We start from the raw sequence: 23,455 nt of genomic DNA on the forward strand, positions 1-23,455 counted from the left end.
ATGTCTGACACGCCGGGCGGACCCGGCCGCGGCGCGAGCGGCGGCCGGGTCCGACCTGTCGTGGCGCTGGCGTTCGCGACCGTGCTGTTCGCGGCGCTCGTGATCGGCGGCGTCGGCGTGCTGAGCCTGTACAGCGACCAAGAGCCCATCTCGGCGCCCGGGTTCGGCATCCTTCCCGGTGTCATCGGAGTGCTCATCGCGGCGGCGGCGTTCGCCGGGGTGCTGTGGCCGGCGGTGCGCCGCGAGCGGCCCTCGTTCTGGGGCGCGGTGTGGACGGCGGCCGCGAGTTTTCTGGCGTACCTCGCCGCCGTCGCGTTCGTCGGCGCGCTCGGCACCGACGACCCCCTGCTGGCCGTCGCGGTCGCCGGCCGGCTGGTCACCCGGGGCTTCGCGCTCGTCGTCGCGGCCTCGGCCCTGGTGAGCGGGTGGGGTGCGATCGCGCTCGTGCGCACCCGCGGCAGTCGCCCCCGCTGGCCGTGGGAGGACAAGAACGACGTGTAGTCCGCACCGCGCAGGTGTGCGGGCAGTACGGTGGTGTGCGTGGAGCGGTCGCTCGAAACCCAGGTCAGCCAGGCAGTCGACGCCTGGTTGCGGTGGCTGCCGCGGTGGGAGCCGGCGACCCACAAGGGGCGGGTCGCGGTGTGCCGCCGGTGCTTCGGGTCGCCGGTGCTGTCGGCGGCCGGGCTGGGTGCGGATGTGCCGCACGCCGTGCAGCACGGACTGTCGACGCGGGTCAAGGCGATCATCGACCATTCCGTGGCGGAGTACACGGCCCGGAACCTGCCGATGCTGCAGGGCGAGCTCGATCAGCAGGCCGCGCGCAACCGGGCCCGCAGCTACCGCCCCACCGAGGGACTCGACCCCGAGTTCGAGGGCCTTCCGCTCGATCCCGACCCGGTGCCCGGCGCCCCGTTCCTGTTCACCCTGTCGGGCATGGCCGACGAGGCGGACGCCGAGGTCCCCGCGCTTCCGCCGCTCACGGACGAGGCCAAGGCCGCCTTGCGGCAGGAGGTGGGACTGGCCGACGAGTACGCGAACATGGTCGGGCGCGAGGTGTGCTCGATCCTGCTGCACCATCGCCTGCGCATCCAGGGGGCGGTGGCCGAATTCGTCGAGCCGCAGATCGCGGCGATGCTCGAGGACCTGACCCGGTCGCTGGACTCGCCCTTCGATCCGCTGGACTGATCCGCTTCATCCGTCGCCTGGCCTCGTCGAGCCGCTCGACCGATGCGAGCAGATGCCCGGCATATTCAGGGCGGTTTGCTAGCATGGCCGGGCCAGACCGTAGGAGGCGCGCGCCGCGGAACGGTGCGGTGACCGTGCGCGCCAGGCTGACCAGGGGGTGGGGATGCCGAAGCGGCTGCCTGCCGACCCTCCGGTGCTGGCCGGGCTGACCTACATGCGTCCCCTCGGGTCGGGCGGCTTCGCCGACGTCTTCCTCTATGCGCAGGACATGCCGCGCCGTCAGGTCGCGGTCAAGGTGCTTCCCACGGGCGTGAACGACGCCGAAGTGCTGCGCATGTTCAACGCCGAAGCCGACGTGCTCGCGCACCTGTCGGCTCATCCCTCGATCGTGACGGTGTACCAGGCCGGCCTGTCGGCCGACGGCCGCCCCTACATCGTGATGGAGTACTGCCCCGGCTCGCTCGCCCAGCGCTACCGGCGCGAGCGCATCCCGGTCGACGAGGCGCTGACGATCGGCGTGAAGATGGCGAGCGCCCTGGAGTCCGCACACCGCGCCGGCCTCGTGCATCGCGACATCAAGCCGAGCAACATCCTCATCACGACGTTCGGCTCGCCGGTGCTGGCCGACTTCGGCATCTCGTCGTCGCTCGCGCCGCGCACGGGCGACGAGGTGCTCGCGATGAGCGTGCCGTGGAGCGCGCCCGAGGTGATCAGCGAGCAGAGTGCGGGCACGGTCGCCAGCGAGGTGTGGGGCCTGGGCGCCACCGTCTACTCGCTGCTGGCCGGGCACAGTCCGTTCGAGCGGCCCGAGCACGGGCAGAACAGTCGCGAGCAGCTGCGCCGGCGCATCCTGCGCGCCGCCTATCCGCCGATGAGCCGCCCCGACGTGCCCGCCGGCGTCGAGCAGGTGCTCGCCGTCGCGATGGCCCGCGACCCGAAGGACCGCTACCCGAACGCCCTCGCGTTCGCGCAGGCGCTGCGCGACGCGCAGCACGCGATGGGATTCCCGCCCACGCCGCTCGAGGTCGCCGTCGACGAATGGGTGCCGGGCGATGAGGCGGTGGACTTCTCGGATGCCACGTCCCGCGGCATGCAGGTCACCTCGGTGCCGCACGAATCGCGGCGCCGCCAGACCGAGCACGCGTCGCTGACGTCGCGCGCACGCGAAGAAGACACCGACATCTCGGGCCCGGCCGTCGCGCCGGTCCGGCGGGTCTGGCCCTGGATCGTGGTCGCGGCCGTCGTCGTGACCGCCGCGGTGCTCGCGGTGGCCGCGTTCATGACCGGGGGCCTGGTCTGACGTGAAGCGCCGGTCTGTCATCGCGACGCTCATCGCCGGAGCGGCGGTCGTGGCATCCGTCATCGCCGTCAGCATCGTCTGGCCGGGGCTGGACGCGCGCGAGACGCCGCCCGAGCAGACCTCGGCGTGGGCGCTGCAGACGGGGGAGGGGCGCCGCTACGCGCGGGTGAACACGGCCATCGGCGAGCTCGACACCGTGCGCAGCGTCGCGAACCCGTCCGCGGTCGCCGAGACCGCCGACGGCGCGTACCTGTTCGCCGAGAGCTACGGAAAGCTCACCCGCATCGACGAGGCGATGCCCGCCGACCTCGACGACACGGCGCTGCGCGAGGCGCCGTCGACCCCGGCCGGCACCGTCGAGGTCAGCGTGAACGGCGACGACGTCGCCTACCGCACCGACGCCGGCGCCGTTTTCGCGGGGATCCTGGGCGCGCAGCCGGCGCAGATCAACCCCGACGGCGCCAAGCCCGATGCCCCGCAGTTCACGGCGCAGGCGATCGCGGTGGACGACGCGGGGGTTGTGTACGCGTATTCGAGGGATGCCGCGACCATCGTGCGCTACCGCATCTCGGACGGCGCCGTGCTCGGACGCGACGCCGTGACCAGCGCGCCGCGTGACGGTGCGCTGGGGCTGACCGCGGTGGGCGGCAGATGGTTCCTCGTCGACGCCGACAGCGGCCGCATCTGGACCAAGGGCGCCGCACCGCGCACCGTCCCGCTCGTCGGCGACGTCGCATACGGCCTGGCCCGCGCGAAGGGCGACGCGGCCTGGATCGCCGACGACACCGGGCTCGTGCGCCTTCCTGCCGACGGCTCGGCGCCCGAGCGCGCGGTGGGCGGTTCCACGCGAGACCTGGGCACCCCGACGGCGCCGGTGGTCGACGGCGGCGTCGTGTACGCGGCGTGGCTCGGCACCGACAGCGGCACGATGTGGCGTTCGGACGGCGGCGAGCAGACGCTCGACTACGGGAGAACGGCCGACGGTCCGGCCACGCTCGGCGACGAGCGCCGCCCCGTGTTCACCGGCAGCGGGTCGAGCCTGATCCTCAACGAGACCCGCAGCGGCTGGGTGTGGAACGCGCACACCGGGGCGCTGCTGCCGTCGAGCCAGGACTGGTCGCTCGACGATCGCACGGCGCCGCAGACCTCCGAGAGCAACGAGCAGGCGCAGGTCGTGATCGACCCGAAGCCGCCGGTCGCCGAGCGCGACGCATTCGGCGTGCGGGCCGGGAGCCTGGTGAGCCTGCCGGTGCTGCTGAACGACCACGATCCCAACGAGGACGTGCTGAGCATCGACCCGTCCAGCCTTACCGGGCTGGATCCGGCCTTCGGCAGCCTGTCGGTCACCGACAACGGCCAGCGCCTGGCCGTGCACGTGGCCGCCGACGCGCACGGCACCGCGACGTTCCGCTACCGGGTCACCGACGGCACGGCCGCGAACGGCCTGTATTCGAAACCGGCGACGGTCACCCTCACCGTGGCGCCGGCGGCGCACAACAGCGCGCCGAAGTGGTGCGGAGTGACCGGATGCCTCGCCCGCTGGCCGTCGCCGCAGGTGGCCCCCGGCGGGACCCTCACGATCCCGGTGCTCGACGGCTGGGTCGACCCGGACGGCGATCCGCTCATGCTGCTGTCGGCCGTGGACACGAGCGGCGTCGGGTCCGTGGCATCCACCCCTGCCGGCGCCGTGGTGTATCAGCACTCCGACGCGTCGGTGTCGGAGCCGCAGATCGTGCAGCTGCAGGTCACGGTCGGCGACGTGCGCGGGGCGACCACGACCCGGTCGCTGAACGTGCGCATCACCCCCTCGCCCAAGCTGACCGCCGAGTCGTTCACCGAGATCGCGGCGCAGGGGTCGGGGCTGACGGTGGATGTCGCGCCGCACGTGTCGGGGACGCAGGGCCGGCTCGCCCTGACCGCGGTCCGCGTGCTCGATGAGGCGGGCGCCGACGCGGTGGCCGCCTCGGGTGGCACCGCGTTCGACTTCACGGCGCGGGCGCCGGGCGTCTACCGGGTCGCGTACACCGTGACCGACGGCAACAGCGACGCGTCGGCGACCGCGCGGATCACGATCCTGCCGAAGGACGCCCCGGCGCAGCTGGCCACCGCCCCCGTGGTGGCGTTCGTGCACCCGCAGCAGGATGTCACGCTCGACGTGTTCACCGCGGTGAGCAATCCGACCCGGCGTGTGCTGCTGCTCAGCGATGTGCAGCCGCAGGCCGCCTCGGGCGCCACGATGTCGGTCGACGTCGTGGGGCAGAACTACCTGCGCATCTCGGGCAGCACCGCAGACGGGCAGCCGGGGCGTCTGGGCACCGTGCGCTACGTCGTCTCGGACGGCACGAACGACGCCGGCGCGCGCATCACCGGCGAGGCGAGCGTCTACCTGCTGCCCGCGAGCGCCGAGCTGGCGCCCATCGCCGTCGACGACAGCGTCGTCGCACGGGTGGGGGCTCAGGTCGACATCCCGGTGCTCGACAACGACGTCGCCACGTCCGGCGGGGCGATCACGCTCGACCCCGCCAGCGTGCACTCGTCGGCAAAGGGGGCGCTGGCGTTCGCATCGGGTCGGATGCTGCGCTACCTCGCGCCGAAGAAGCCCGGCGACTACCGCGTCGAGTACTCGGTGTACACGGCGGGCGCGCCGTCGCTGGTCGACACCGCCGTGGTGCGCATCAAGGTGATCTCGGACGAGTCGAACCGTCCGCCGCGGCCGCGCACTCTGAGCGGGCGTGTGCTGACCGGCCAGACGACGACGATCCCGTTCCGCTCGTACGGGGTCGACCCCGACGGCGACGACGTGTCGCTCGATCGCGTGCTGACGCAGCCGGCCAGCGGGTCGGCCACGATCTCGGCGGACGGCGAGTCCATCACCTACACGAGCGTGCCGGGGTTCCACGGCCAGGTGTCGTTCACCTACCGCGTCGTCGACGCCTTCGGCGCGACCGGCACCGCCACGGCCCGGGTCGGCGTGCTCGACGAGCAGGCGAACCCGAGTCCGGTGACGTTCACCGACTACGTGCAGATGCAGGTCGGCGCCGACAACTCGGTGAAGGTGAGCCCGCTGGCCAATGACGTCGACCCCACCGGCGGCACCCTGTCGCTGACCGGGGTGCAGCCCGACGCGGTCCAAGAGCTCGCCGACGGCACCCCGAACCCCGAGTACCAGCGACTGAAGGCGCTGGTGTCGGATGTCAAGGACGGCGAGGTCGAGATCCACGCCGGCGCCGACCCGGGCACGATGTCGTTCCTGTACGACGTGACCAGCAGCACCGGCAACACCGCCCGCGGCCTGATCGTCGTCCGCGTCGTGCGCGAGGCGGTGCCGGACTACCCGATCGTCACCGACACGGTGCTCACCGCGCAGACCCGCGAGCAGTTCCCCGACGGCATCGACGTCATCAGCGGTCACGTCAGCTGGACCGGCGGCGACATCGCCGGGCTGAAGCTGAGTCTGTGGGGCAGCCCCGCCGGGGTGCACGTCGACGGCGCCCGGCTGAGCGGGTCTCTGCCCGAGCATTCGCGGATCATCCCCTTCGCCGTCACCGGCACCTCGAACACGGGCGAGAAGGTCACGTCGTACGGGTTCCTGCGCATTCCCGGGCAGGACGACCTGACCCTCGCGCTGAAGCCGGACCTGAAGCCCCAGCAGGTCGAAGAGAAGCAGTCCGTCACGTTCGACATGGCCAAGCTCGTCTCGCTGCCCAGCAACGCGATCCTCGAGGTCGGCGACAAGGTCAGCGCCTCCAAGGCGCGCAAGCAGGCGACCTGCACGCGCGCGTCGGGCACGAAGGTCACGTACACCGCCGGCGAGGGCGCGCCGTGGACCGACGCGTGCGTCGTGTCGGTGCGCCTGTCGGGGCAGTCCGAGTGGACGACGCTGTCGGTGCCGATCGCCGTGTCCGCGTTGGCGCCGGTGCCGGTGCTCGCTCCGGCCTCGATCACCGTCAGCCCCGGTGACACGGCGACCTACGACCTGAAGAAGCTGACGACGTGGCAGGGGCGCCCGGACTGGGAGCGCATCGCCTATTCGACGCAGTACGCCGGTCGCGACTTCACGATGCAGCACAGCGGCGCCGAGGTGACCGTGCGGGCCGAGGACGTCGCCGTCCCCGGGTCCGAAGAGGTCGTCGTGGTCGGCGTCACGAGCCACCCCGGTGTGGCACCGGCCCGGTTGATCCTGCGGGTCGGCCCCGCGCCCAGTGCGCTGCCCAAGGCCGGAACGGTCTCGAAGACGTGCTCGCAGGCCGACGGCTCGTCGTGCACGATCGCCGTCATCGGTGCGGCGGGCGAGTCCAATCCGCTGCCGAAGACGCCGATGACGGTGGCCGGTGTGCAGACGGCGGGAGCGTGCACGGGGGTGACGTTCGCGGTGGCGGATGCCTCGCACGTGCGCGCATCGTGGGTCAAGGACGCGCCCGGCCAGACCTGCACCGCGTCGTTCTCGGTGCGCGACGCGCAGGGCCGTGTCACCGCCGGCGACCGCGACGGTCGCGTCATGCTCGACCTGCAGGGCTACCCGAAGGCGCCGGTGGCCCTCGTGCAGTCCGACTACGGCGACGGCACGATCACGCTGCGGGTGGATCCGGGCGACGCGCGCCTGGCCTACCCCGCCCTGAACGGCTTCCGCATCCGCTACAACGGGTCGGTGGTCGCCACCTGCGACGCGAACGGCTCGTGCCCGACGATCGGCGCGCCCAACGGCGAGGCGCGCCGGTACGAGGCGAAGGCGTTCAACGCGGTCGGCGAATCGGCGGGGTCCGCCTCGACGCTCGCGTGGGCGTACGACGCTCCGCCGACGCCGGGCTCGGTGACCGCGACGCCGATCGTCACCAGCGGCGACGGCGGTTACGTCTCGATCCGCGTGGACGGCATCGACGCGGCCAAGACGGCGCAGCTGCGCATCAGCAGCGACACCGGCGATACGGTCGACGTGAACGTCCGGCGCTCGTCGCTCACGATCCCGAGCTACCGGATCGGCAGCAACGACCCGACGCCGCTGACGGTCACCCCGATGTCGCGGTTCACCCTGCCGCCCGGCTTCGACGGCTCGACCACCGGGCAGGCCAGGACGATCCTCGCCAACGGCGTCGGCGCCCCGAAGAACCCGAACCTGACGCTCACCTCCAAGGCGAAGGACGACAGCACGGCCACGATCACCGCGAACGGCTCGGCCAGTCCGAACGGCGCGGGCTCCACGCTGCGGTACGGCATCGTCGAGGACGGCCAGCGGTGCGTGGCCGACAGCACCGACGCGTCGGCGACATTCGACGTCAACGTCGGCCAGACGTACACCTATCGGCTGTGCGTCGAATCCTGGGTCGACGGCCAGTCGTTCGGCCGCGCCGAGACGACCGCGCAGGTCGTCGCACGCCCGAACGACCGCGGACCGCAGGGGTACACATTCCTCGTCGACAGCAAGCCGACGACCGACAGCGGGCGTGCCGAGTGGAGGATCGACGACCAGCCGACGACGACCGGCGATGCGCCGCCGCGGTGGGCGAAGGTCGCCTTCAGCGGGTACCCGTCGGACGTCTTCGACCGCGATCCCGGCATTGAGGTCTGGTACGACTACGGTGTGATCGACGGTGCGCACAGCGCGGTCACACCGCGCGCCGGCAGCGCGCCCTACCAGGTGTGGGCCGACGTCAACGAGAGCGCGTACGTGTGCAAGGGCGGGTCGGCGCTCAGCCTCACGGCCGCGTCGTCGGACGGCTCTGTCACCATCACCGCCGGCACGATCACGTATCAGCTGACCACGGGCGGTTCGAAGAGCCTCTCGATCGGCGACCCCGTGCCCACCGGCGCGCTCTCGGCGACGGGCTCGGTCACCCTGCACTGGGGCAAGTGGGGGCTGAACGACGCGACGATCCCGTTCAGCCTGAGCAGCTGCGACCCGAACCTCCCGCAGCTCGACGCACCCACGGGCGTGACCGCCGAGAAGTCCGGCAACGCCATCCAGATCACCTGGACGGCCGTTGCAGACGCCACGGGCTACGAGGTGCAGCGGGCCCCGGCCGCCGGCGGCGACTTCGTGAAGGTCGACACGACGAGCAGGCTCACGCTCACCGACACCGCTGCGGATCCGTCGTCGTCGTACCGGTACCGCGTGGTCGCCCTGAGCGACGACGGCACACACGCCCCGTCCGACCCTTCCGCTCCGGTGACCTACACGCCGCCGAACGACCCCGGCGGCGGCTGACCGACCGCCCGCGCCGAGCCCCGGCATCCCCTGCCCAGCACCCACCGATCCCCGACAGGAAGACCCCATGACGATCCCCCAGGAACAGGCCACGTGGTTCGCCGACACGTTCCGGCTGCTCGCCGACAACGTCGAGCATGCCGTCCTCGGCAAGCGCCACGTGATCGAACTGGTGCTCACCGCCATGCTCAGCGAGGGCCACGTCCTGCTCGAAGACGTGCCGGGCACCGGCAAGACGTCGCTGGCACGGGCGCTCGCGCAGTCCGTGCAGGGCACGAACACCCGCATCCAGTTCACGCCCGACCTGCTGCCGGGCGACATCACCGGCATCACGGTGTACGACCAGAAGACGGGCGCATTCGAGTTCCACGCGGGTCCCGTCTTCGCGAACGTCGTGCTGGCCGACGAGATCAACCGGGCCAGCCCCAAGACCCAGTCGGCGCTGCTGGAGGTCATGGAAGAGGGCCGCGTCACGATCGACGCCGTCACGCGTCCGGTGGGCGTGCCGTTCCTGGTGATCGCGACGCAGAACCCGGTCGAGCAGGCCGGCACCTATCGCCTGCCCGAAGCGCAGCTCGACCGGTTCCTGCTCAAGACGTCGCTGGGCTACCCCGATCATGCCGCCACCGTCCGCATCCTCGACGGGGCCGCGGTGCCCACCGACCGGCTCGACCCCGTCATCACCCCGCAGGCGCTCGTGCACATGGCCGACCTCGCCCGCGAGGTGTACGCGAACGCGCTCGTGCTCGACTACATCGCGCGAGTGGTGGATGCCACGCGCTCGGCCGAGCAGGTGCGGCTGGGCGTCAGCATCCGCGGCGCGCTCGCCCTGACCCGCGCCACCCGCACGCGGGCGGTGTCGCAGGGACGCACCTACGCCACCCCCGACGACGTGAAGGCGCTGGCCGTCCCGGTGCTCGCGCACCGGCTGATCCTGCACCCCGAAGCCGAGTTCGACGGCGTGACCGCGGAGGCCGTGGTCGGCCAGGTGCTGCTCGATGTCGCACCGCCCACCCAGCGCGAGGCCGTATGAGCAGAGCGCCCAGCCCGCTGACCCGCGCCGCGCCCCGGGACCTGACCGAGGGCGGCACCTTCACGGCCGGCCTGACCGCGCCGGACGGGTCGACCACGTTCATGACCCGCGTCGCCGAAGAGCGCCGCGGGTGGATCGTGCGCGCCGTGATGGCTCTGCTGCGCGCCGCACGCAGCGTGCGCACCGCGACGACGACCGCCGCACAGTGGCTCGCTGAGACGGTGAACCCGGCCGGCTGGCTCGTGCTGGCGCTGGCCACGGTGGGTCTCGTCCTGGGCTGGAGCCTCGGCTGGGTCGAAGCGCTGATCGCCGGATTCGCCTCGCTCGCGCTGGCCCTGATGAGCGTGCCGTTCCTGTTCGGCGCGCGCGGCTACGACGTCTCGGTGCGGCTGGAGCACGAGCGGGTGGTGGCGGGAGATCCGCTGCACGGCGAGATCCTGATCCGCAACGTCGGCGCCCGCACGGCGCTGCCCGGCCGGCTCGACCTGCCGGTCGGCCCGGGCCTGGTCGAGCTCGGGGTGCCACTGCTGCGCCCCGGGCACGAGGTCGCCCGCCCGATCGCGATCCCCGCGTTGCGCCGCGGTGTGGTGACGGTGGGCCCGCCCACGGCGGTGCGCAGCGACCCGGTGGGGATCCTGCGCCGGGAGCACGAATGGGACGAGCGGCACGAGATCTTCGTGCACCCGCGCACCACCGCGGTGCCGGCCACGAGCGCGGGACTCGTGCGCGACCTCGAGGGCAGCCCCAGCCGCCGGGTCGTCGACGCCGACATGTCGTTCCATGCGATCCGCGAATACGTGCCCGGCGACGCACGCCGCCAGATCCACTGGAAGTCGACGGCGAAGACCGGGCGCCTCATGGTGCGCCAGTTCGAAGAGACCCGCCGGTCGCGCCTGGCGGTGGTGCTCAGCGTCGCCGGCACCGACTACGCCACCGACGACGAGTTCGAGCTCGGCGTCAGTGCCGCCGCATCCCTCGCCGTCCAGGCGCTGCGCGACGGGCGCGACCTCGACGTGGTCACCGGCGCCGAGATCCCGCGCGTGGTGCAGAACCGCATGCGCTCGATCGAGGTGCTGCGCGCCGGCACCCCGCGCGGCATGCTCGACGGCTTCTCGCGCCTGAACGCCCTGGAGCACACGATGTCCCTCGCCGACGTGTGCCGGCTGGCCGTCGAGGCATCCGACGCGCTCTCGCTCGCGTTCGTGGTGTGCGGGTCGCAGACCACGCCGCTGCGGCTGCGGCAGGCCGCCCTCGGCTTCTCGCCGGCCACGGCCGTGGTCGCCGTCGTCTGCGATCAGAAGGCGCACCCGCGCGTGCAGCCGCTGGGGGAGCTGACCGTGCTGACCATCGGGCTGCTCGAAGACCTCACCGCGCTGCTGCTGCGCAGCGCCCAGGCCGGCGCGCACACGGGCACGCAGACCGGCGCCCGGGCCGGAAGCGAGGCCGTGGCATGAGCACCGGCGCGACGGGCGTCGGCAAGGCGTCGAAGAAGGATGCCGTGACCCTGCGTTCGCCCGAGGTCCCGACCGGCACCGCCTACGTGGCGGCGATGGCCGTCGTCGCGGCCGTCGCCGCGTGGCCGATCTATGCCGATGCGCGCATGCTCGTCCTCGCCGGCATCGCGGCTGCCGCGGCGCTCGCGATCTCGGTCGCCGCCACCGCCACACGCTGGCCCGGGTGGCTCACCGCCCTGGCGGCCCTGGTCGCCTTCACGGCGATCGGCGTTCTCGTCGCGGTGCCGCCGAACGGGATCGGCGGAGCCGTGGCATCCCTTCGCGACGTGGGCCTGGGCGCGGTCACCGGGTGGAAGGACCTCGTCACGGTCGAACTGCCCGTCGGCACGTACCGCAACCTGTTGGTGCCCGCGCTCGTCGTGTTCCTGGCGGGCACGCTGGTCGCCCTGCGACTGGCCTGGCGCCACGAGCGCTGGGGCGGGTGGGCTGCGGCGATGACGATCGCCATGACCGCGTTCGGCCTGCTGTTCGGCCGCACGGTCACCAGCGCGCCGGTCGCCCTGGGGCCGCTCGTGATCTCCGCGCCGCGGGAGCTGGCGTGCGGCGCGGCCGCGCTCGTGCTGTCGCTGGCGTGGCTCGGCTGGCGCACCGCCGCGCGGCGGCGACGTGCGCTGCAGCGTGCGGCCGACGTCAGCGGGGTGCGGCTCGAGCACCGTCGCAGCGGATCCGACCGCCGGCGCGGCGCCCTCGCGGCGGCGATGGTGGTCGTCGCGGTGGCCGCCGCAGCAGTGGTCACGCCCGCCGTGGCCGCCGGCCGCACCCGCGACGTGCTGCGCAGCGCCAGCGGACCCGAGCAGGCGATCAGCCGCGCGATCACCCCCCTCAGCGACTATCGCGGCAACTTCGCCGACGGCGCCGCGGACGCGACCCTGTTCACGGTGACCGCGGTCTCGGGCGCCCTGCCCGACCGCATTCGGCTGGCCACGCTCTCGGACTACGACGGCACGGCCTATCGCGTCGCCCCCGAGACCGCCGGCGCCGGCTTCGTGCGCGTGCCGGCGCGCCTGCCCGGCGCGCCGGGCACGTCGGCGACCGTTCGGGTGACCATCGACGGACTGCGCGGCATCTGGATGCCGACCTTCGGGTCACTGCAGCAGGTGCGCTTCACCGGGGCGGGAGCGGCGGCGGATGCCGGCGCGTTCTACTACGACGCGAGCGCCGAGGCGGGCGTGCTGACGGCGGGCCTGGGCGCCGGCGACGTGTACGAGGTGACCGCGACGACGGCGACGCCCCCGGGCCTCGAGACGCTGCGGGCGCCGGGCACGACGCCGACGGTGGCGATCCCCGACAGCGTCAAGGCCTGGATCCAGAAGCAGGATGTCGGAACCGGCGGTGCCGCGCTCGCCACCCTCGTGCAGCGACTGCGCGAGCGTGGATACCTCAGCCACGGGCTGACGGTGCCCGCCGGGGGAGCGGAGTGGATGCGTCCGCTCGGCGCGTCGTACGTGTTCCAGCCGAGCGCCTCAGGACACTCGCTGGCGCGCATCGACACGATGTTCCGCAGCCTCCTGGCGCGGCAGGCCGAGGATCGCGCCGGGTCGCTCGTGGCCGCCCCCGGCGACGACGAGCAGTTCTCTGTGGCCGTCGCCCTGCTCGCCGAGCAGCTCGGGTTCCCCGCGCGGGTCGTCGTCGGCGCGCGCCTGACCGCGGGCGGCGACGACGGGCCGAACGCCACGCCCACCTGCACCGACGGCGCGTGCACCGGCGATGACATCATCGCGTGGGCCGAAGTGCGCTCGACGTCCGGTGCGTGGGTGCCGGTGGATGCCACGCCACAGCACACCGAGGGTGCTGAGAACGTCGTGACCAAGCAGCGCGACCCTGAGAACCCCACCGAGGTGCGAGCGCAGAACGCCCAAGAGGTCGACCCGCCCGACCCCACCCGCCAGGACTCCGGGGACGCCGCGCCGCGCCGCGCCGACGACGAGCAGGCGAATGGGATCTGGGGCGTTCTGCGCATCGTGGGCGTGTCGGGACTCGGAGCGCTCGTCGTGTGCGCGCCGTTCGCCGCGATCGTCGCCGCCAAGGGCGTACGTCGGCGCGGCCGCCGCACGGACGCGACGCCGGCCCGTCGCTTGGTCGGCGGCTGGGAGGAGTACGTCGACGCGGCCGTGGACCACGGCTTGGCGGCGCCCGGCCTGCGCACGCGAGCCGAGCTCGCCGCGGCCCACGGATCCGCGGCCGCGCAGGCCCTGGCCGTCGAGGCCGATCGGGCCGTGTTCTCGGACGCGGCCGCCACCGACGGCGACGCCGACCGCTGCTGGACGATCGTCGACGACGAGCGGCGCCGACTCGCGGCATCCCTTCCACTATGGCGCAGGGTGCGCGCCGCCCTATCGTTGAGATCGTTCGCTCGGGGCCTGGGGCCCCGAGCCGCGCATGGCCGCGTCCGCGGTGCTGCGCGTACCATGCCCGGTACCGAGAGGAGAGGGCCCGCACCCCACGCGGCGCCCGCTGAGACATGACCGACAGCGCCATCGCAGCCGCCGTCACCAGCACGCTGGTGTCGCTGGTGTTCACCGTGGGGTTCTACCTCTGGACCTCGCTCGCCCTGCAGGCCGTGTTCCGCAAGACGGGCGAAGAGGGCTGGAAGGCCTGGGTGCCCGTCTACAACGGCGTGATCCTGCTGCAGCTGGGCGGGCAGAGTCCGTGGTGGATGCTGGGGCTGATCGTTCCGGGTGGCGCGATCGTGGTCTTTGTCGTGCTCATCATGGCCTGCCACCGCATCAACGCCGGGTTCGGATACGGAGCCGGGATGACGGTGCTGGCGGCGCTGCTGTTCCCGGTTTGGGCGAGCGTCGTGGGCTGGTCGAGCAACCGCTGGGTGGGCGTGGCCCGCTCGTCCGGCCACGGACCGGTGCGCACGGGATCGACCGGACCGGCTGTGACCGACGCCGCCGCACTCGGATGGCTGGCGAATTCGGCCGCGCCCGCCGCCGCTCCGCAGCGCGCCGGGGTGCAGGCTGTCGGGGTGCGGGGTGCCGGGGTGCTGGGATACGGCGCGCCGAGCTACGACGCGCCGGGCTTCGACGCGCCGGCATATGACGCGCCGGATTATGACGTGCCGACACCGGCCGCGCCGCCGACGGTCGCCGTGCCGATGGCCGCGGCGTCGTCGCTGCCGCCGCTGCCGCGGCCGGCTGCGCCGGAGGCCCCGGCCTCGGTCGCATCGACCTCCGACGCCCCCGCGGAGCCGATCTCGTCGGCGCCCGTCTCGGCCGTTCCCGTGACGTACGAGCCTGTCACGCCGCCTCCGGCGCCGCCCGAGTCCACGGTGCCGCTGTCGCGTCTGCCCATCGAGATCTCCCCGACCGGCTACGTGCCGTTCGACGAAGAGGACGAAGACGATGACGTGTCGTCGGGGATCGTCGTGGATCCGTTCCCGGCCCCGGCGCCCGCTGCACCCCCGATCGCGCCGCGGCGCACGGGCTCGTTCCCGCCTCCCACGCCCGCCGCCGCAGACGATCCCAGCCCGTGGGCGCCGCCGGCCGCCACCCGGCCGCCGCTGCGATCGCCCGAGCCGAACGGACTGTTCTCCGACACCTCGGGTGAAGTGTCCGCCGTGGCCGGCGCCCCCGCCCTGGGTGGTCCGATGTCGGCGCGGTCGTCGGTGTCGGCGCAGCGCTCGGCGCCCGAGATCCCCGACGCCGACGACGTGTTCGACGAGACGATCGTCGCACCGCGCAAGCGCACGCCCTGGATCCTCGTACCGCCGCTGGGCGCGCCCATCGCCATCACCCGCGACGTGCTCGTCATCGGACGCCGCCCGAACGCCGATCCCGCCAATCCTGACGCCCAGCTCGTGCCGATCGCCGACGAGACCCGCACGATGTCGAAGACGCACGCCCGCCTCGAGCTGCGCGACGGCACGTGGGTCATCACCGACCTGGACTCGACGAACGGCGTGGCACTGATCGACGTCGACGGCGGCGAGATCGAGGCGGATCCCGGCCGGCCGCTGCCGGTGATCGAGCGCTTCCTGCTCGGCGACGCCGAGCTGCGGCTGTTGCGCGACGAGGTCTGATGTCGCGCGAGGACGACGATCTCGACGACACGGTGATGTCGGCGCGGCGTTCCGATCCCGGTCAGGATGACGACCTCGACGACACGGTGATGTCGTCGCGGCGTTCGGACCCGGGTCAGGACGACGACGTCGATGAGACCGTCATCTCGGCGCGGCGGCACGGCGGCGACATGATCGTCGTTCCCGGGTTCGCGGACTCCGATGCGGATGCGGCCATTGCGTCGCAGCCGGTCGACGACGAGGAACAGGCGCCCGGGCGCCGTCGGGCGTCTTGGACCGCCGCCGACGACGTGCCGCTGGTTCTCGCCGACGGTCCGGACGACGACGCGCCGGACGACGATGCGGATGACACCCTGCTCTCGCCCCGCGGGGCCGCGGCCGCGGCGGATCTCGATCCGGACGACACGCAGATCTCGTCCCGTCGCTCCGCCGGGGTGGACGACCCTGCCGACGACGACACCCTGCGCGCGCCGCGGCGTCCGGTCCGCTCCCTGCCGGGAGCCGTCGCCGCCACAGCGCTCCCCGAGCCCTCGCGCCCCCGCCCGCCGGCGCCGCGGTCCCCGTCCGAGCGCGGGCAGTCGCGCAGCCGGATCGTCGGGGCCGCCCCCACACGGGATCAGCGCCGCGCGACCGACGGAACGGCCGAGAAGGCGATCTACCGGCCGCGTCCGCCCGAGCCCACCCGGGTCGCCCGCGCGGCCCCCGCCTCCCCGCCGGCCACAGCTCCCGCCCCGGCACCGCCGTCCGCGCCCGTACGCCGTCGCCGGCTCGCCCCGCTGATCGTCCTGGTGGCCTCGCTCGTGGTGGCAGCCGGCGCCGCGACCGCCCTGTTCGTCCTGCTGACCTGACCACCGCCCGCTCGCCTCGCGCACCCGCGCTCCCTTGCACTCTCCTGCACTTCTTTCCGACGATCCGTGCAGTCGTCACCTGTGACGATCGGAGGGCGATGGGACCGGTAAGAGGTGACGACCGAACGTGGGGAGCCCCGGCATCCCCCGCCGTTTGACCGGCCCCACCCGCGGCGCGTATCATTGACCGGGTGTGCGCTCATGCGCGCTCTGTGTTGCGCCTCGGCGCTGTGCGAGCGAGCCGGGGCGACACCGCTCAGGGATCGGCCTGCGAACAGGTCACCCCCACGGCATATCCACCACACAACCGTACGTCGCACTCGCGGCGTGCCGGTGGATCCATGTCCGTCCGCGGCGAGCGGATCGAGAGATCCGGGATGCCGGGGGCCGAACACGAACGCTGTCACCGTGCAGCACTACAAAGAAGGAAGAACGTGCCAACCATTCAGCAGTTGGTTCGCAAGGGGCGCTCGCCGAAGGTCAACAAGACCAAGGCTCCCGCGCTGAAGTCGAACCCGCAGCAGGCCGGCGTCTGCACCCGCGTCTACACGACGACCCCGAAGAAGCCGAACTCGGCGATGCGCAAGGTCGCCCGTGTCAAGCTCCGCAACGGCACCGAGGTCACCGCCTACATCCCCGGCGAGGGCCACAACCTGCAGGAGCACTCGCTCGTGCTCGTCCGCGGCGGTCGTGTGAAGGACCTTCCCGGCGTGCGCTACAAGATCGTCCGCGGTGCCCTGGACACCCAGGCCGTCAAGAACCGTAAGCAGGCGCGTTCCCGCTACGGCGCGAAGAAGGGTTGAGATAGATGCCTCGTAAGGGTCCCGCCCCCAAGCGCCCCGTCGTCAACGACCCGGTCTACGGCGCGCCCGTCGTGTCGCAGCTGGTCAACAAGATCCTCGTCGACGGCAAGAAGTCGCTGGCCGAGTCGATCGTCTACGGCGCCCTGCAGGGCGTCGAGGCGAAGAACGGCCAGGACGCCGTCGCCACGCTCAAGAAGGCGCTCGACAACGTCCGCCCCACCCTCGAGGTCAAGAGCCGCCGCGTCGGCGGTTCGACCTACCAGGTGCCGGTCGAGGTCAAGCCGCACCGTGCGAACACGCTGGCTCTGCGCTGGCTCGTCAGCTACGCCAAGGGTCGTCGCGAGAAGACCATGACCGAGCGCCTCCAGAACGAGATCCTGGATGCCTCGAACGGCCTCGGCGCCGCGGTCAAGCGCCGCGAAGACACCCACAAGATGGCTGAGTCGAACCGCGCGTTCGCGCACTACCGCTGGTAACAACTACCCCCGGTCGTTGAGCGAGGGCCGAAGGCCCGGGTCGAACCGCGTTTTCGACCCGCGGCCGTGCCGCTCGCTCAACGACCGAGACAGATAAGGAAGACACCCCGTGGCACAAGACGTGCTCACCGACCTCAAGAAGGTCCGCAACATCGGCATCATGGCGCACATCGATGCCGGCAAGACGACGACGACCGAGCGCATCCTGTTCTACACGGGCGTCAACCACAAGATCGGCGAGACGCACGACGGTGCGTCGACCACCGACTGGATGGAGCAGGAGCAGGAGCGCGGCATCACCATCACCTCCGCCGCGGTGACGTGCTTCTGGAACAGCAACCAGATCAACATCATCGACACGCCCGGCCACGTCGACTTCACGGTCGAGGTCGAGCGGTCGCTGCGCGTCCTCGACGGCGCGGTCGCCGTGTTCGACGGCAAGGAGGGCGTGGAGCCCCAGTCCGAGACCGTGTGGCGCCAGGCCGACAAGTACGACGTGCCCCGCATCTGCTTCGTCAACAAGATGGACAAGATGGGCGCCGACTTCTACTTCACGGTCTCGACGATCGTGAACCGCCTGAAGGCCAAGCCGCTCGTGCTGCAGCTGCCCATCGGCGCCGAGAGCGACTTCGTCGGCGTCGTCGACCTGGTCGAGATGCGTGCCCTGGTGTGGCCCGGCGACGCCAAGGGCGACGTGACCATGGGCGCCAAGTACGAGGTGCAGGGCATCCCGGCCGAGCTTCAGCAGAAGGCCGACGAGTACCGTCAGCAGCTGCTGGAGACGGTCGCCGAGTCCGACGAGCACCTGCTCGAGAAGTACTTCGGCGGTGAGGAGCTCACGGTCGCCGAGATCAAGGGTGCCATCCGCAAGCTCACCGTCGCGGGCGAGCTGTACCCGGTGCTGTGCGGCTCGGCGTTCAAGAACCGCGGCGTGCAGCCGATGCTCGACGCGGTCGTGGACTACCTGCCCTCGCCCGAGGACGTGCCGGCCATCGAGGCGCACGACCCGAAGGACGAAGAGAAGATCATCGAGCGTCACCCGAGCAGCGACGAGCCGTTCGCGGCGCTCGCGTTCAAGATCGCGGTGCACCCGTTCTTCGGCCGCCTGACCTACGTCCGCGTGTACTCGGGTCACCTCGACTCGGGCGCGCAGGTGCTCAACGCGACCAAGGGCAAGAAGGAGCGCATCGGGAAGATCTTCCAGATGCACGCCAACAAGGAGAACCCGGTCGACCACGTCACCGCGGGTCACATCTACGCCGTCATCGGCCTGAAGGACACCACCACCGGTGACACCCTGGCCGACCTGGCCGCCCCGGTGGTGCTGGAGTCCATGACGTTCCCCGAGCCCGTGCTCGAGGTCGCCATCGAGCCGAAGACCAAGGCCGACCAGGAGAAGCTGGGCATCGCGATCCAGAAGCTGGCCGAAGAGGACCCGACGTTCCGCGTCGAGCAGAACGCCGAGACCGGTCAGACCGTCATCAAGGGCATGGGCGAGCTGCACCTCGACATCATCGTGGACCGCATGAAGCGCGAGTTCAAGGTCGAGGCCAACGTCGGCAAGCCCCAGGTCGCGTACCGCGAGACGATCCGCAAGACCGTCGAGCGCCACGACTACACCCACAAGAAGCAGACGGGCGGCTCGGGCCAGTTCGCGAAGGTCCAGTTCGCGCTGGAGCCTCTCGAGGTCACGGCCGAGAAGACGTACGAGTTCGAGAACAAGGTCACCGGTGGCCGCATCCCGCGCGAGTACATCGAGCCGACGAACCAGGGCTTCCAGGACGCCATGCAGGTCGGCGTGCTCGCCGGCTACCCCATGGTGGGTGTCAAGGCGATCCTGCTCGACGGCGCGTCGCACGACGTCGACTCGTCCGAGATGGCGTTCAAGATCGCGGGCTCGATGGGCTTCAAGGAGGCCGTCCGCAAGGCGAACCCCGTCATCCTCGAGCCGCTCATGGCCGTCGAGGTGCGCACGCCCGAGGAGTACATGGGCGACGTCATCGGCGACCTGAACAGCCGCCGCGGACAGATCCAGGCGATGGAGGATGCGCAGGGCGTGAAGGTCGTCCGCGCGCTCGTGCCGCTGTCGGAGATGTTCGGCTACATCGGCGACCTGCGGTCGAAGACCTCGGGCCGTGCGGTGTACTCGATGGAGTTCGACAGCTACGCCGAGGTCCCCAAGGCCGTCGCCGACGAGATCATCCAGAAGACCAAGGGCGAGTGATCGCCTGGATGCCGCGGCCCGTCCGGCTGCGGCATCCACCCGGTTCCTGAGCGAGGCGCGCAGCGCCGAGGCGTAGGACTCACAACTTCACACAAATCACCCAAACCCTCTCTACTACACTGAGAGAAATCCCGTAGTGAGCCGGTCGCAATCCAGTGCCCGGAATCTCTACACGACCGTCCTGAGGAGGACCCAGTGGCTAAGGCCAAGTTCGAGCGGACCAAGCCGCACGTGAACATCGGAACGATCGGTCACGTCGACCACGGCAAGACCACGCTCTCTGCCGCGATCTCGAAGGTGCTCGCTGACAAGTACCCGTCGGACGTCAACGTCGTCCGCGACTTCTCGTCGATCGACTCCGCTCCCGAGGAGCGCCAGCGCGGTATCACGATCAACATCTCGCACATCGAGTACGAGACCCCGAAGCGTCACTACGCCCACGTCGACGCCCCGGGTCACGCCGACTACGTCAAGAACATGATCACCGGTGCTGCTCAGATGGACGGCGCGATCCTCGTGGTCGCCGCCACCGACGGCCCGATGGCGCAGACGCGCGAGCACGTGCTGCTGGCCAAGCAGGTCGGCGTGCCGTACCTGCTGGTCGCGCTGAACAAGTCGGACGCGGTCGACGACGAGGAGATCCTGGAGCTCGTCGAGCTCGAGGTCCGCGAGCTGCTGTCGAGCCAGGGCTTCCCCGGCGACGACGCCCCCGTCGTGCGCGTCTCGGCGCTGAAGGCGCTCGAGGGCGACGAGAAGTGGACCCAGTCGATCCTCGACCTCATGCAGGCCGTCGACGACAACGTGCCGGACCCGGTGCGTGACCGCGACAAGCCCTTCCTGATGCCGATCGAGGACGTCTTCACGATCACCGGTCGTGGCACCGTCGTCACCGGTCGCGCCGAGCGCGGCACCCTGGCCATCAACTCCGAGGTCGAGATCGTGGGTCTGCGCCCGACGCAGAAGACGACCGTCACCGGTATCGAGATGTTCCACAAGCAGCTCGACGAGGCCTGGGCCGGCGAGAACTGTGGTCTGCTCCTGCGCGGCACCAAGCGTGACGACGTCGAACGCGGCCAGGTCGTCGCCAAGCCCGGTTCGGTCACCCCGCACACCGAGTTCGAGGGCACCGCGTACATCCTGTCCAAGGACGAGGGTGGCCGCCACAACCCCTTCTACACGAACTACCGTCCGCAGTTCTATTTCCGCACCACCGACGTCACCGGCGTCATCACGCTGCCCGAGGGCACCGAGATGGTCATGCCCGGCGACACCACGGACATGAAGGTCGACCTGATCCAGCCGATCGCCATGGAAGAGGGTCTCGGCTTCGCGATCCGTGAGGGCGGCCGCACCGTCGGCGCCGGCACGGTCACCAAGATCGTCAAGTAAGCGGTCGTTCGCGACACACGTCAGGGGCTGGATCCTTCGGGGTCCGGCCCCTTTCGCATGCCCAGTCGGCGACACCCGACCTCTTCTTCTGTCGCACCAGCCACACGGGTCACAGCAGTGTCGCCGAACTCGTGGACCGGGCGTGAGAGTTGGCCGGAACACTTGCCTCAGGGGAGGCTGCGGGTAGACTGACCACCACGAGTCGCCGCCGCTGTGGGAAGCGGAAGGCACTCGGCAGGCGTGATGGTGTGTGACCGGATCGCCTGACCGCTGGGGATTGCAAGACCGACGGCTTGGGGAGTCGGAAGATGGTGTTTCACGCGTCTGGGGACGCGCGTTTCCGGAGCATGCAGAACGTCGCTGCTCCGCATTCTGCGCACTGCGCCGCTTGTGCGGCCGGTCTCTTCCGCGCGCGTCTTGTGCACGCGCGCCTTCAGCGTGCCCGTCTTGTGCGTGCCGGTCTTCAGCGTGCCCGTCTTCTGGGCGCGCGTCTCTGGCGTGCCCGGTATCGCGGCACCTGTCCTCGTCTCGCCGACGCCGGTGGTCCCCGGTGGCAGCGGTGCGATCAGCCTCGAAACGTTCCGCTCCACGGCATCGAACGCCGGGCAGCGGCTTCTGCAGACGAAAGGGGAACAAGACCGGGAGCCGGCGCATCGCCGATTCCCGAGAAGCCGGGCACCACCGGCTTGTGGGTGAGCGGTCGGCCGTCCTTGTCGTGGGACACAAGGGTGCGGCTCGGCCTCTCTGATGTGAAGAACCATTCGGTCGTGGGCGACTTCGTCATCTGGGCAAGACGGCGGGGGCCGTCCATCTGCCTGGCGCGGACGCACATTGACGTACACGGAGTCTCTGGGGGAGTCCGAACATGTCGATCCTGGCATCATCAACACCGATCAGCGTCCGGCCGGCGGCGGCGCGCAGTTCCGCGCAGCCGCTCCGGCCGGCAGGGGGATTCGTTCTCGCGCACGACTATCTGACGCAGCGCGGCGGGGCGGAGCGCGTCGCGCTCGCGCTCGCCGAAGGGCTCGATGCCCGACGCATCGTCACGTCCGTGTACGACGCGGACGAGACTTTCGACGGGTTCCGCGACTTCCGCGTCGTCGACAGCGGTCGGCCGTTGCTCGATCACTTCCGCAAGGACGTGCGCCGGGCGCTGCCGCTCCTGAGCTCCGTCTGGTCGCATATGCAGCCCGTGCGCGCGGATGTTCTCGTGTGCAGCAGCTCCGGCTGGGCGCACGCGCTGCCGGCGGCCCCGCACACGACGAAGATCGTCTACTGCCATAACCCCGCCCGCTGGCTGTATCAGCCGGAGGACTACCTGCTGCAGGCGGGGCTGGCCACCCGCACTGCGCTGAAGGTGCTCTCGCCGGGGCTCAAGCGGTGGGACCGGCGGGCGGCGGCGACGGCCGATGCGTACATCGCGAACTCGACCAGCGTGGCGCGGCGGATCGCCGGCACGTACGGCATCCGCGCGCAGGTCATCCATCCGCCGGTGGCCGTCGACACGCACGGCCCGCAAGAGGCCGTCGACGGTGTCGCCCCGGGCTACTTCCTGGTGATCGGCCGGGCACGCGGCTACAAGGGCACCGACGCGCTCGTCGAGGCATTCGCGGGGATGCCGAAGCACCGGCTGGTCGTGGTGGGCGGCGCCGTGCCCGAAGTGCTGCCGCCCAACGTCGTCTCGCTCGGACGAGTGAGCGAAGAGCGGCTGCGCTGGCTCTACGACAACGCCCGCGCCCTCGTATCGACGTCGCACGAGGACTTCGGACTGACGCCGATCGAGGCGAACGCGTTCGGCACGCCGGCGCTCGTCCTGCGCGCCGGCGGCTTTCTCGACAGCACCGCAGAAGGAATCTCGGGGGCGTTCATCGAGGACGAGACGGTCCAGGCCATCCGAGCCGCGGTGCACGCCTTCCCCGACGAATGGGACGCCGGCGCCATCCGCCGGCACGCCGCCCGATTCTCACCCGCGGCGTTCATCAAGAACCTGGCCGACTTCGCCGAGTGCACGCGGGCGGAGAAGCGCGAAAGGCTGTCGCACACGGCGGAGTGATCCGGTCCCATCGGCGGGGAGGATGGTCGGCACCCGCCCCGCTGTATGCGGGTGATCCAACCGCATCAGAGCCGACACGCCCGGGATGCGCGCTCGATTCGTGCCGCGCCGCGGATCGTCGTAGAGTATTACTCGTTCGCCCCAAAGGGAAGAGCTGGGAGGCCGAGAGGTCCCGCCCCCCTCAAGCAGCGAACCGCCTCCCGCAACGACGATCCTTCCGAGGATTCATCGCGCGGAGGAACTTGCCTGTTCCGCCTCGGTTCGAGACGGGATGCCGCGGCCCCCGGGCTCGCGGGATCACGGTTTGACGAGCGGCGCGGGCAGGGCTATGATTGTGAAGTTGCCCTGCGACGATGGCCTGTGGGTCTGGTTTGTGGGTGTGTCCGATCCTTGAGAACTCAACA

14 protein-coding genes are annotated in these 23,455 nt (G+C 71.3%); all 14 read left to right on the forward strand.

Going from position 1 to position 23,455, the window contains the following annotated elements:
• The 14 genes from AC3RX0_RS15855 to AC3RX0_RS15920 all read left to right on the forward strand — a co-directional run bounded on the left by AC3RX0_RS15855 (position 1) and on the right by AC3RX0_RS15920 (position 23,051).
• Entirely contained in the window at positions 1 to 501 is a 501-nt protein-coding gene (locus AC3RX0_RS15855; protein ID WP_491506971.1) for a DUF6121 family protein, read from the forward strand.
• A gap of 39 nt (positions 502 to 540) precedes the next feature.
• The gene (locus AC3RX0_RS15860; protein ID WP_491506972.1) at positions 541 to 1,185 is read left to right on the forward strand and encodes a spermidine/putrescine ABC transporter substrate-binding protein; all 645 of its coding nucleotides are present in this window, start codon (positions 541 to 543) and stop codon (positions 1,183 to 1,185) included.
• 163 nt (positions 1,186 to 1,348) lie between these two features.
• Positions 1,349 to 2,485 (forward strand): serine/threonine-protein kinase, encoded by a 1,137-nt coding sequence (locus tag AC3RX0_RS15865; RefSeq protein WP_491506973.1) that lies wholly within the window; start codon positions 1,349 to 1,351, stop codon positions 2,483 to 2,485.
• 1 nt (position 2,486) lies between these two features.
• Positions 2,487 to 8,687: an Ig-like domain-containing protein gene (locus tag AC3RX0_RS15870; protein WP_491506974.1), complete on the forward strand. Its 6,201-nt coding sequence runs from the start codon at positions 2,487 to 2,489 to the stop codon at positions 8,685 to 8,687.
• 67 nt (positions 8,688 to 8,754) lie between these two features.
• Entirely contained in the window at positions 8,755 to 9,720 is a 966-nt protein-coding gene (locus AC3RX0_RS15875; protein WP_491506975.1) for an AAA family ATPase, read from the forward strand.
• Complete coding sequence (locus AC3RX0_RS15880; protein ID WP_491506976.1) at positions 9,717 to 11,174, forward strand: DUF58 domain-containing protein; 1,458 nt, start codon at positions 9,717 to 9,719, stop codon at positions 11,172 to 11,174. Before AC3RX0_RS15875 ends, AC3RX0_RS15880 begins: the two co-directional genes overlap by 4 nt.
• Positions 11,171 to 13,699, forward strand: coding sequence for a transglutaminase-like domain-containing protein (locus AC3RX0_RS15885; protein WP_491506977.1), 2,529 nt, complete (start codon positions 11,171 to 11,173; stop codon positions 13,697 to 13,699). The genes AC3RX0_RS15880 and AC3RX0_RS15885 overlap by 4 nt, the downstream gene beginning before the upstream one ends.
• Positions 13,696 to 15,258 (forward strand): DUF5684 domain-containing protein, encoded by a 1,563-nt coding sequence (locus AC3RX0_RS15890; RefSeq protein WP_491506978.1) that lies wholly within the window; start codon positions 13,696 to 13,698, stop codon positions 15,256 to 15,258. Before AC3RX0_RS15885 ends, AC3RX0_RS15890 begins: the two co-directional genes overlap by 4 nt.
• Positions 15,258 to 16,106: a hypothetical protein gene (locus AC3RX0_RS15895; protein WP_491506979.1), complete on the forward strand. Its 849-nt coding sequence runs from the start codon at positions 15,258 to 15,260 to the stop codon at positions 16,104 to 16,106. The genes AC3RX0_RS15890 and AC3RX0_RS15895 overlap by 1 nt, the downstream gene beginning before the upstream one ends.
• Positions 16,107 to 16,540: 434 nt before the next feature.
• Positions 16,541 to 16,909 carry a 30S ribosomal protein S12 gene (rpsL, locus tag AC3RX0_RS15900; protein WP_116241735.1) on the forward strand — a complete coding sequence of 123 codons (369 nt, stop codon included), beginning with the start codon at positions 16,541 to 16,543 and terminating at the stop codon, positions 16,907 to 16,909.
• 5 nt (positions 16,910 to 16,914) lie between these two features.
• Positions 16,915 to 17,385 carry a 30S ribosomal protein S7 gene (gene rpsG / locus AC3RX0_RS15905; RefSeq protein ID WP_275278761.1) on the forward strand — a complete coding sequence of 157 codons (471 nt, stop codon included), beginning with the start codon at positions 16,915 to 16,917 and terminating at the stop codon, positions 17,383 to 17,385.
• A 109-nt stretch (positions 17,386 to 17,494) separates the two neighbouring features.
• Positions 17,495 to 19,609, forward strand: a complete 2,115-nt coding sequence (fusA, locus tag AC3RX0_RS15910) for an elongation factor G (RefSeq protein WP_491506980.1) — start codon at positions 17,495 to 17,497, stop codon at positions 19,607 to 19,609.
• A 195-nt stretch (positions 19,610 to 19,804) separates the two neighbouring features.
• A complete protein-coding gene (gene tuf / locus AC3RX0_RS15915; protein ID WP_491506981.1) occupies positions 19,805 to 20,998 on the forward strand; it encodes an elongation factor Tu in 1,194 nt (397 codons plus the stop codon).
• An 865-nt stretch (positions 20,999 to 21,863) separates the two neighbouring features.
• Positions 21,864 to 23,051: a glycosyltransferase gene (locus tag AC3RX0_RS15920; RefSeq protein WP_491506982.1), complete on the forward strand. Its 1,188-nt coding sequence runs from the start codon at positions 21,864 to 21,866 to the stop codon at positions 23,049 to 23,051.
• The last annotated feature ends 404 nt before the right edge of the window (positions 23,052 to 23,455 follow it).

The sequence above is a fragment of the Microbacterium sp. W1-4-2 genome (assembly GCF_058349885.2).

Excerpts from the sequence above, each read along its gene's own strand:
- AC3RX0_RS15855 (WP_491506971.1), top strand. The coding sequence starts at position 1 with ATGTCTGACACGCCGGGCGGACCCGGCCGCGGCGCGAGCGGCGGCCGG.
- AC3RX0_RS15865 (WP_491506973.1), top strand. The coding sequence starts at position 1,349 with ATGCCGAAGCGGCTGCCTGCCGACCCTCCGGTGCTGGCCGGGCTGACC.
- AC3RX0_RS15875 (WP_491506975.1), top strand. The coding sequence starts at position 8,755 with ATGACGATCCCCCAGGAACAGGCCACGTGGTTCGCCGACACGTTCCGG.
- AC3RX0_RS15880 (WP_491506976.1), top strand. The coding sequence starts at position 9,717 with ATGAGCAGAGCGCCCAGCCCGCTGACCCGCGCCGCGCCCCGGGACCTG.
- AC3RX0_RS15885 (WP_491506977.1), top strand. The coding sequence starts at position 11,171 with ATGAGCACCGGCGCGACGGGCGTCGGCAAGGCGTCGAAGAAGGATGCC.
- AC3RX0_RS15890 (WP_491506978.1), top strand. The coding sequence starts at position 13,696 with ATGACCGACAGCGCCATCGCAGCCGCCGTCACCAGCACGCTGGTGTCG.
- AC3RX0_RS15895 (WP_491506979.1), top strand. The coding sequence starts at position 15,258 with ATGTCGCGCGAGGACGACGATCTCGACGACACGGTGATGTCGGCGCGG.
- rpsG (WP_275278761.1), top strand. The coding sequence starts at position 16,915 with ATGCCTCGTAAGGGTCCCGCCCCCAAGCGCCCCGTCGTCAACGACCCG.
- AC3RX0_RS15920 (WP_491506982.1), top strand. The coding sequence starts at position 21,864 with ATGTCGATCCTGGCATCATCAACACCGATCAGCGTCCGGCCGGCGGCG.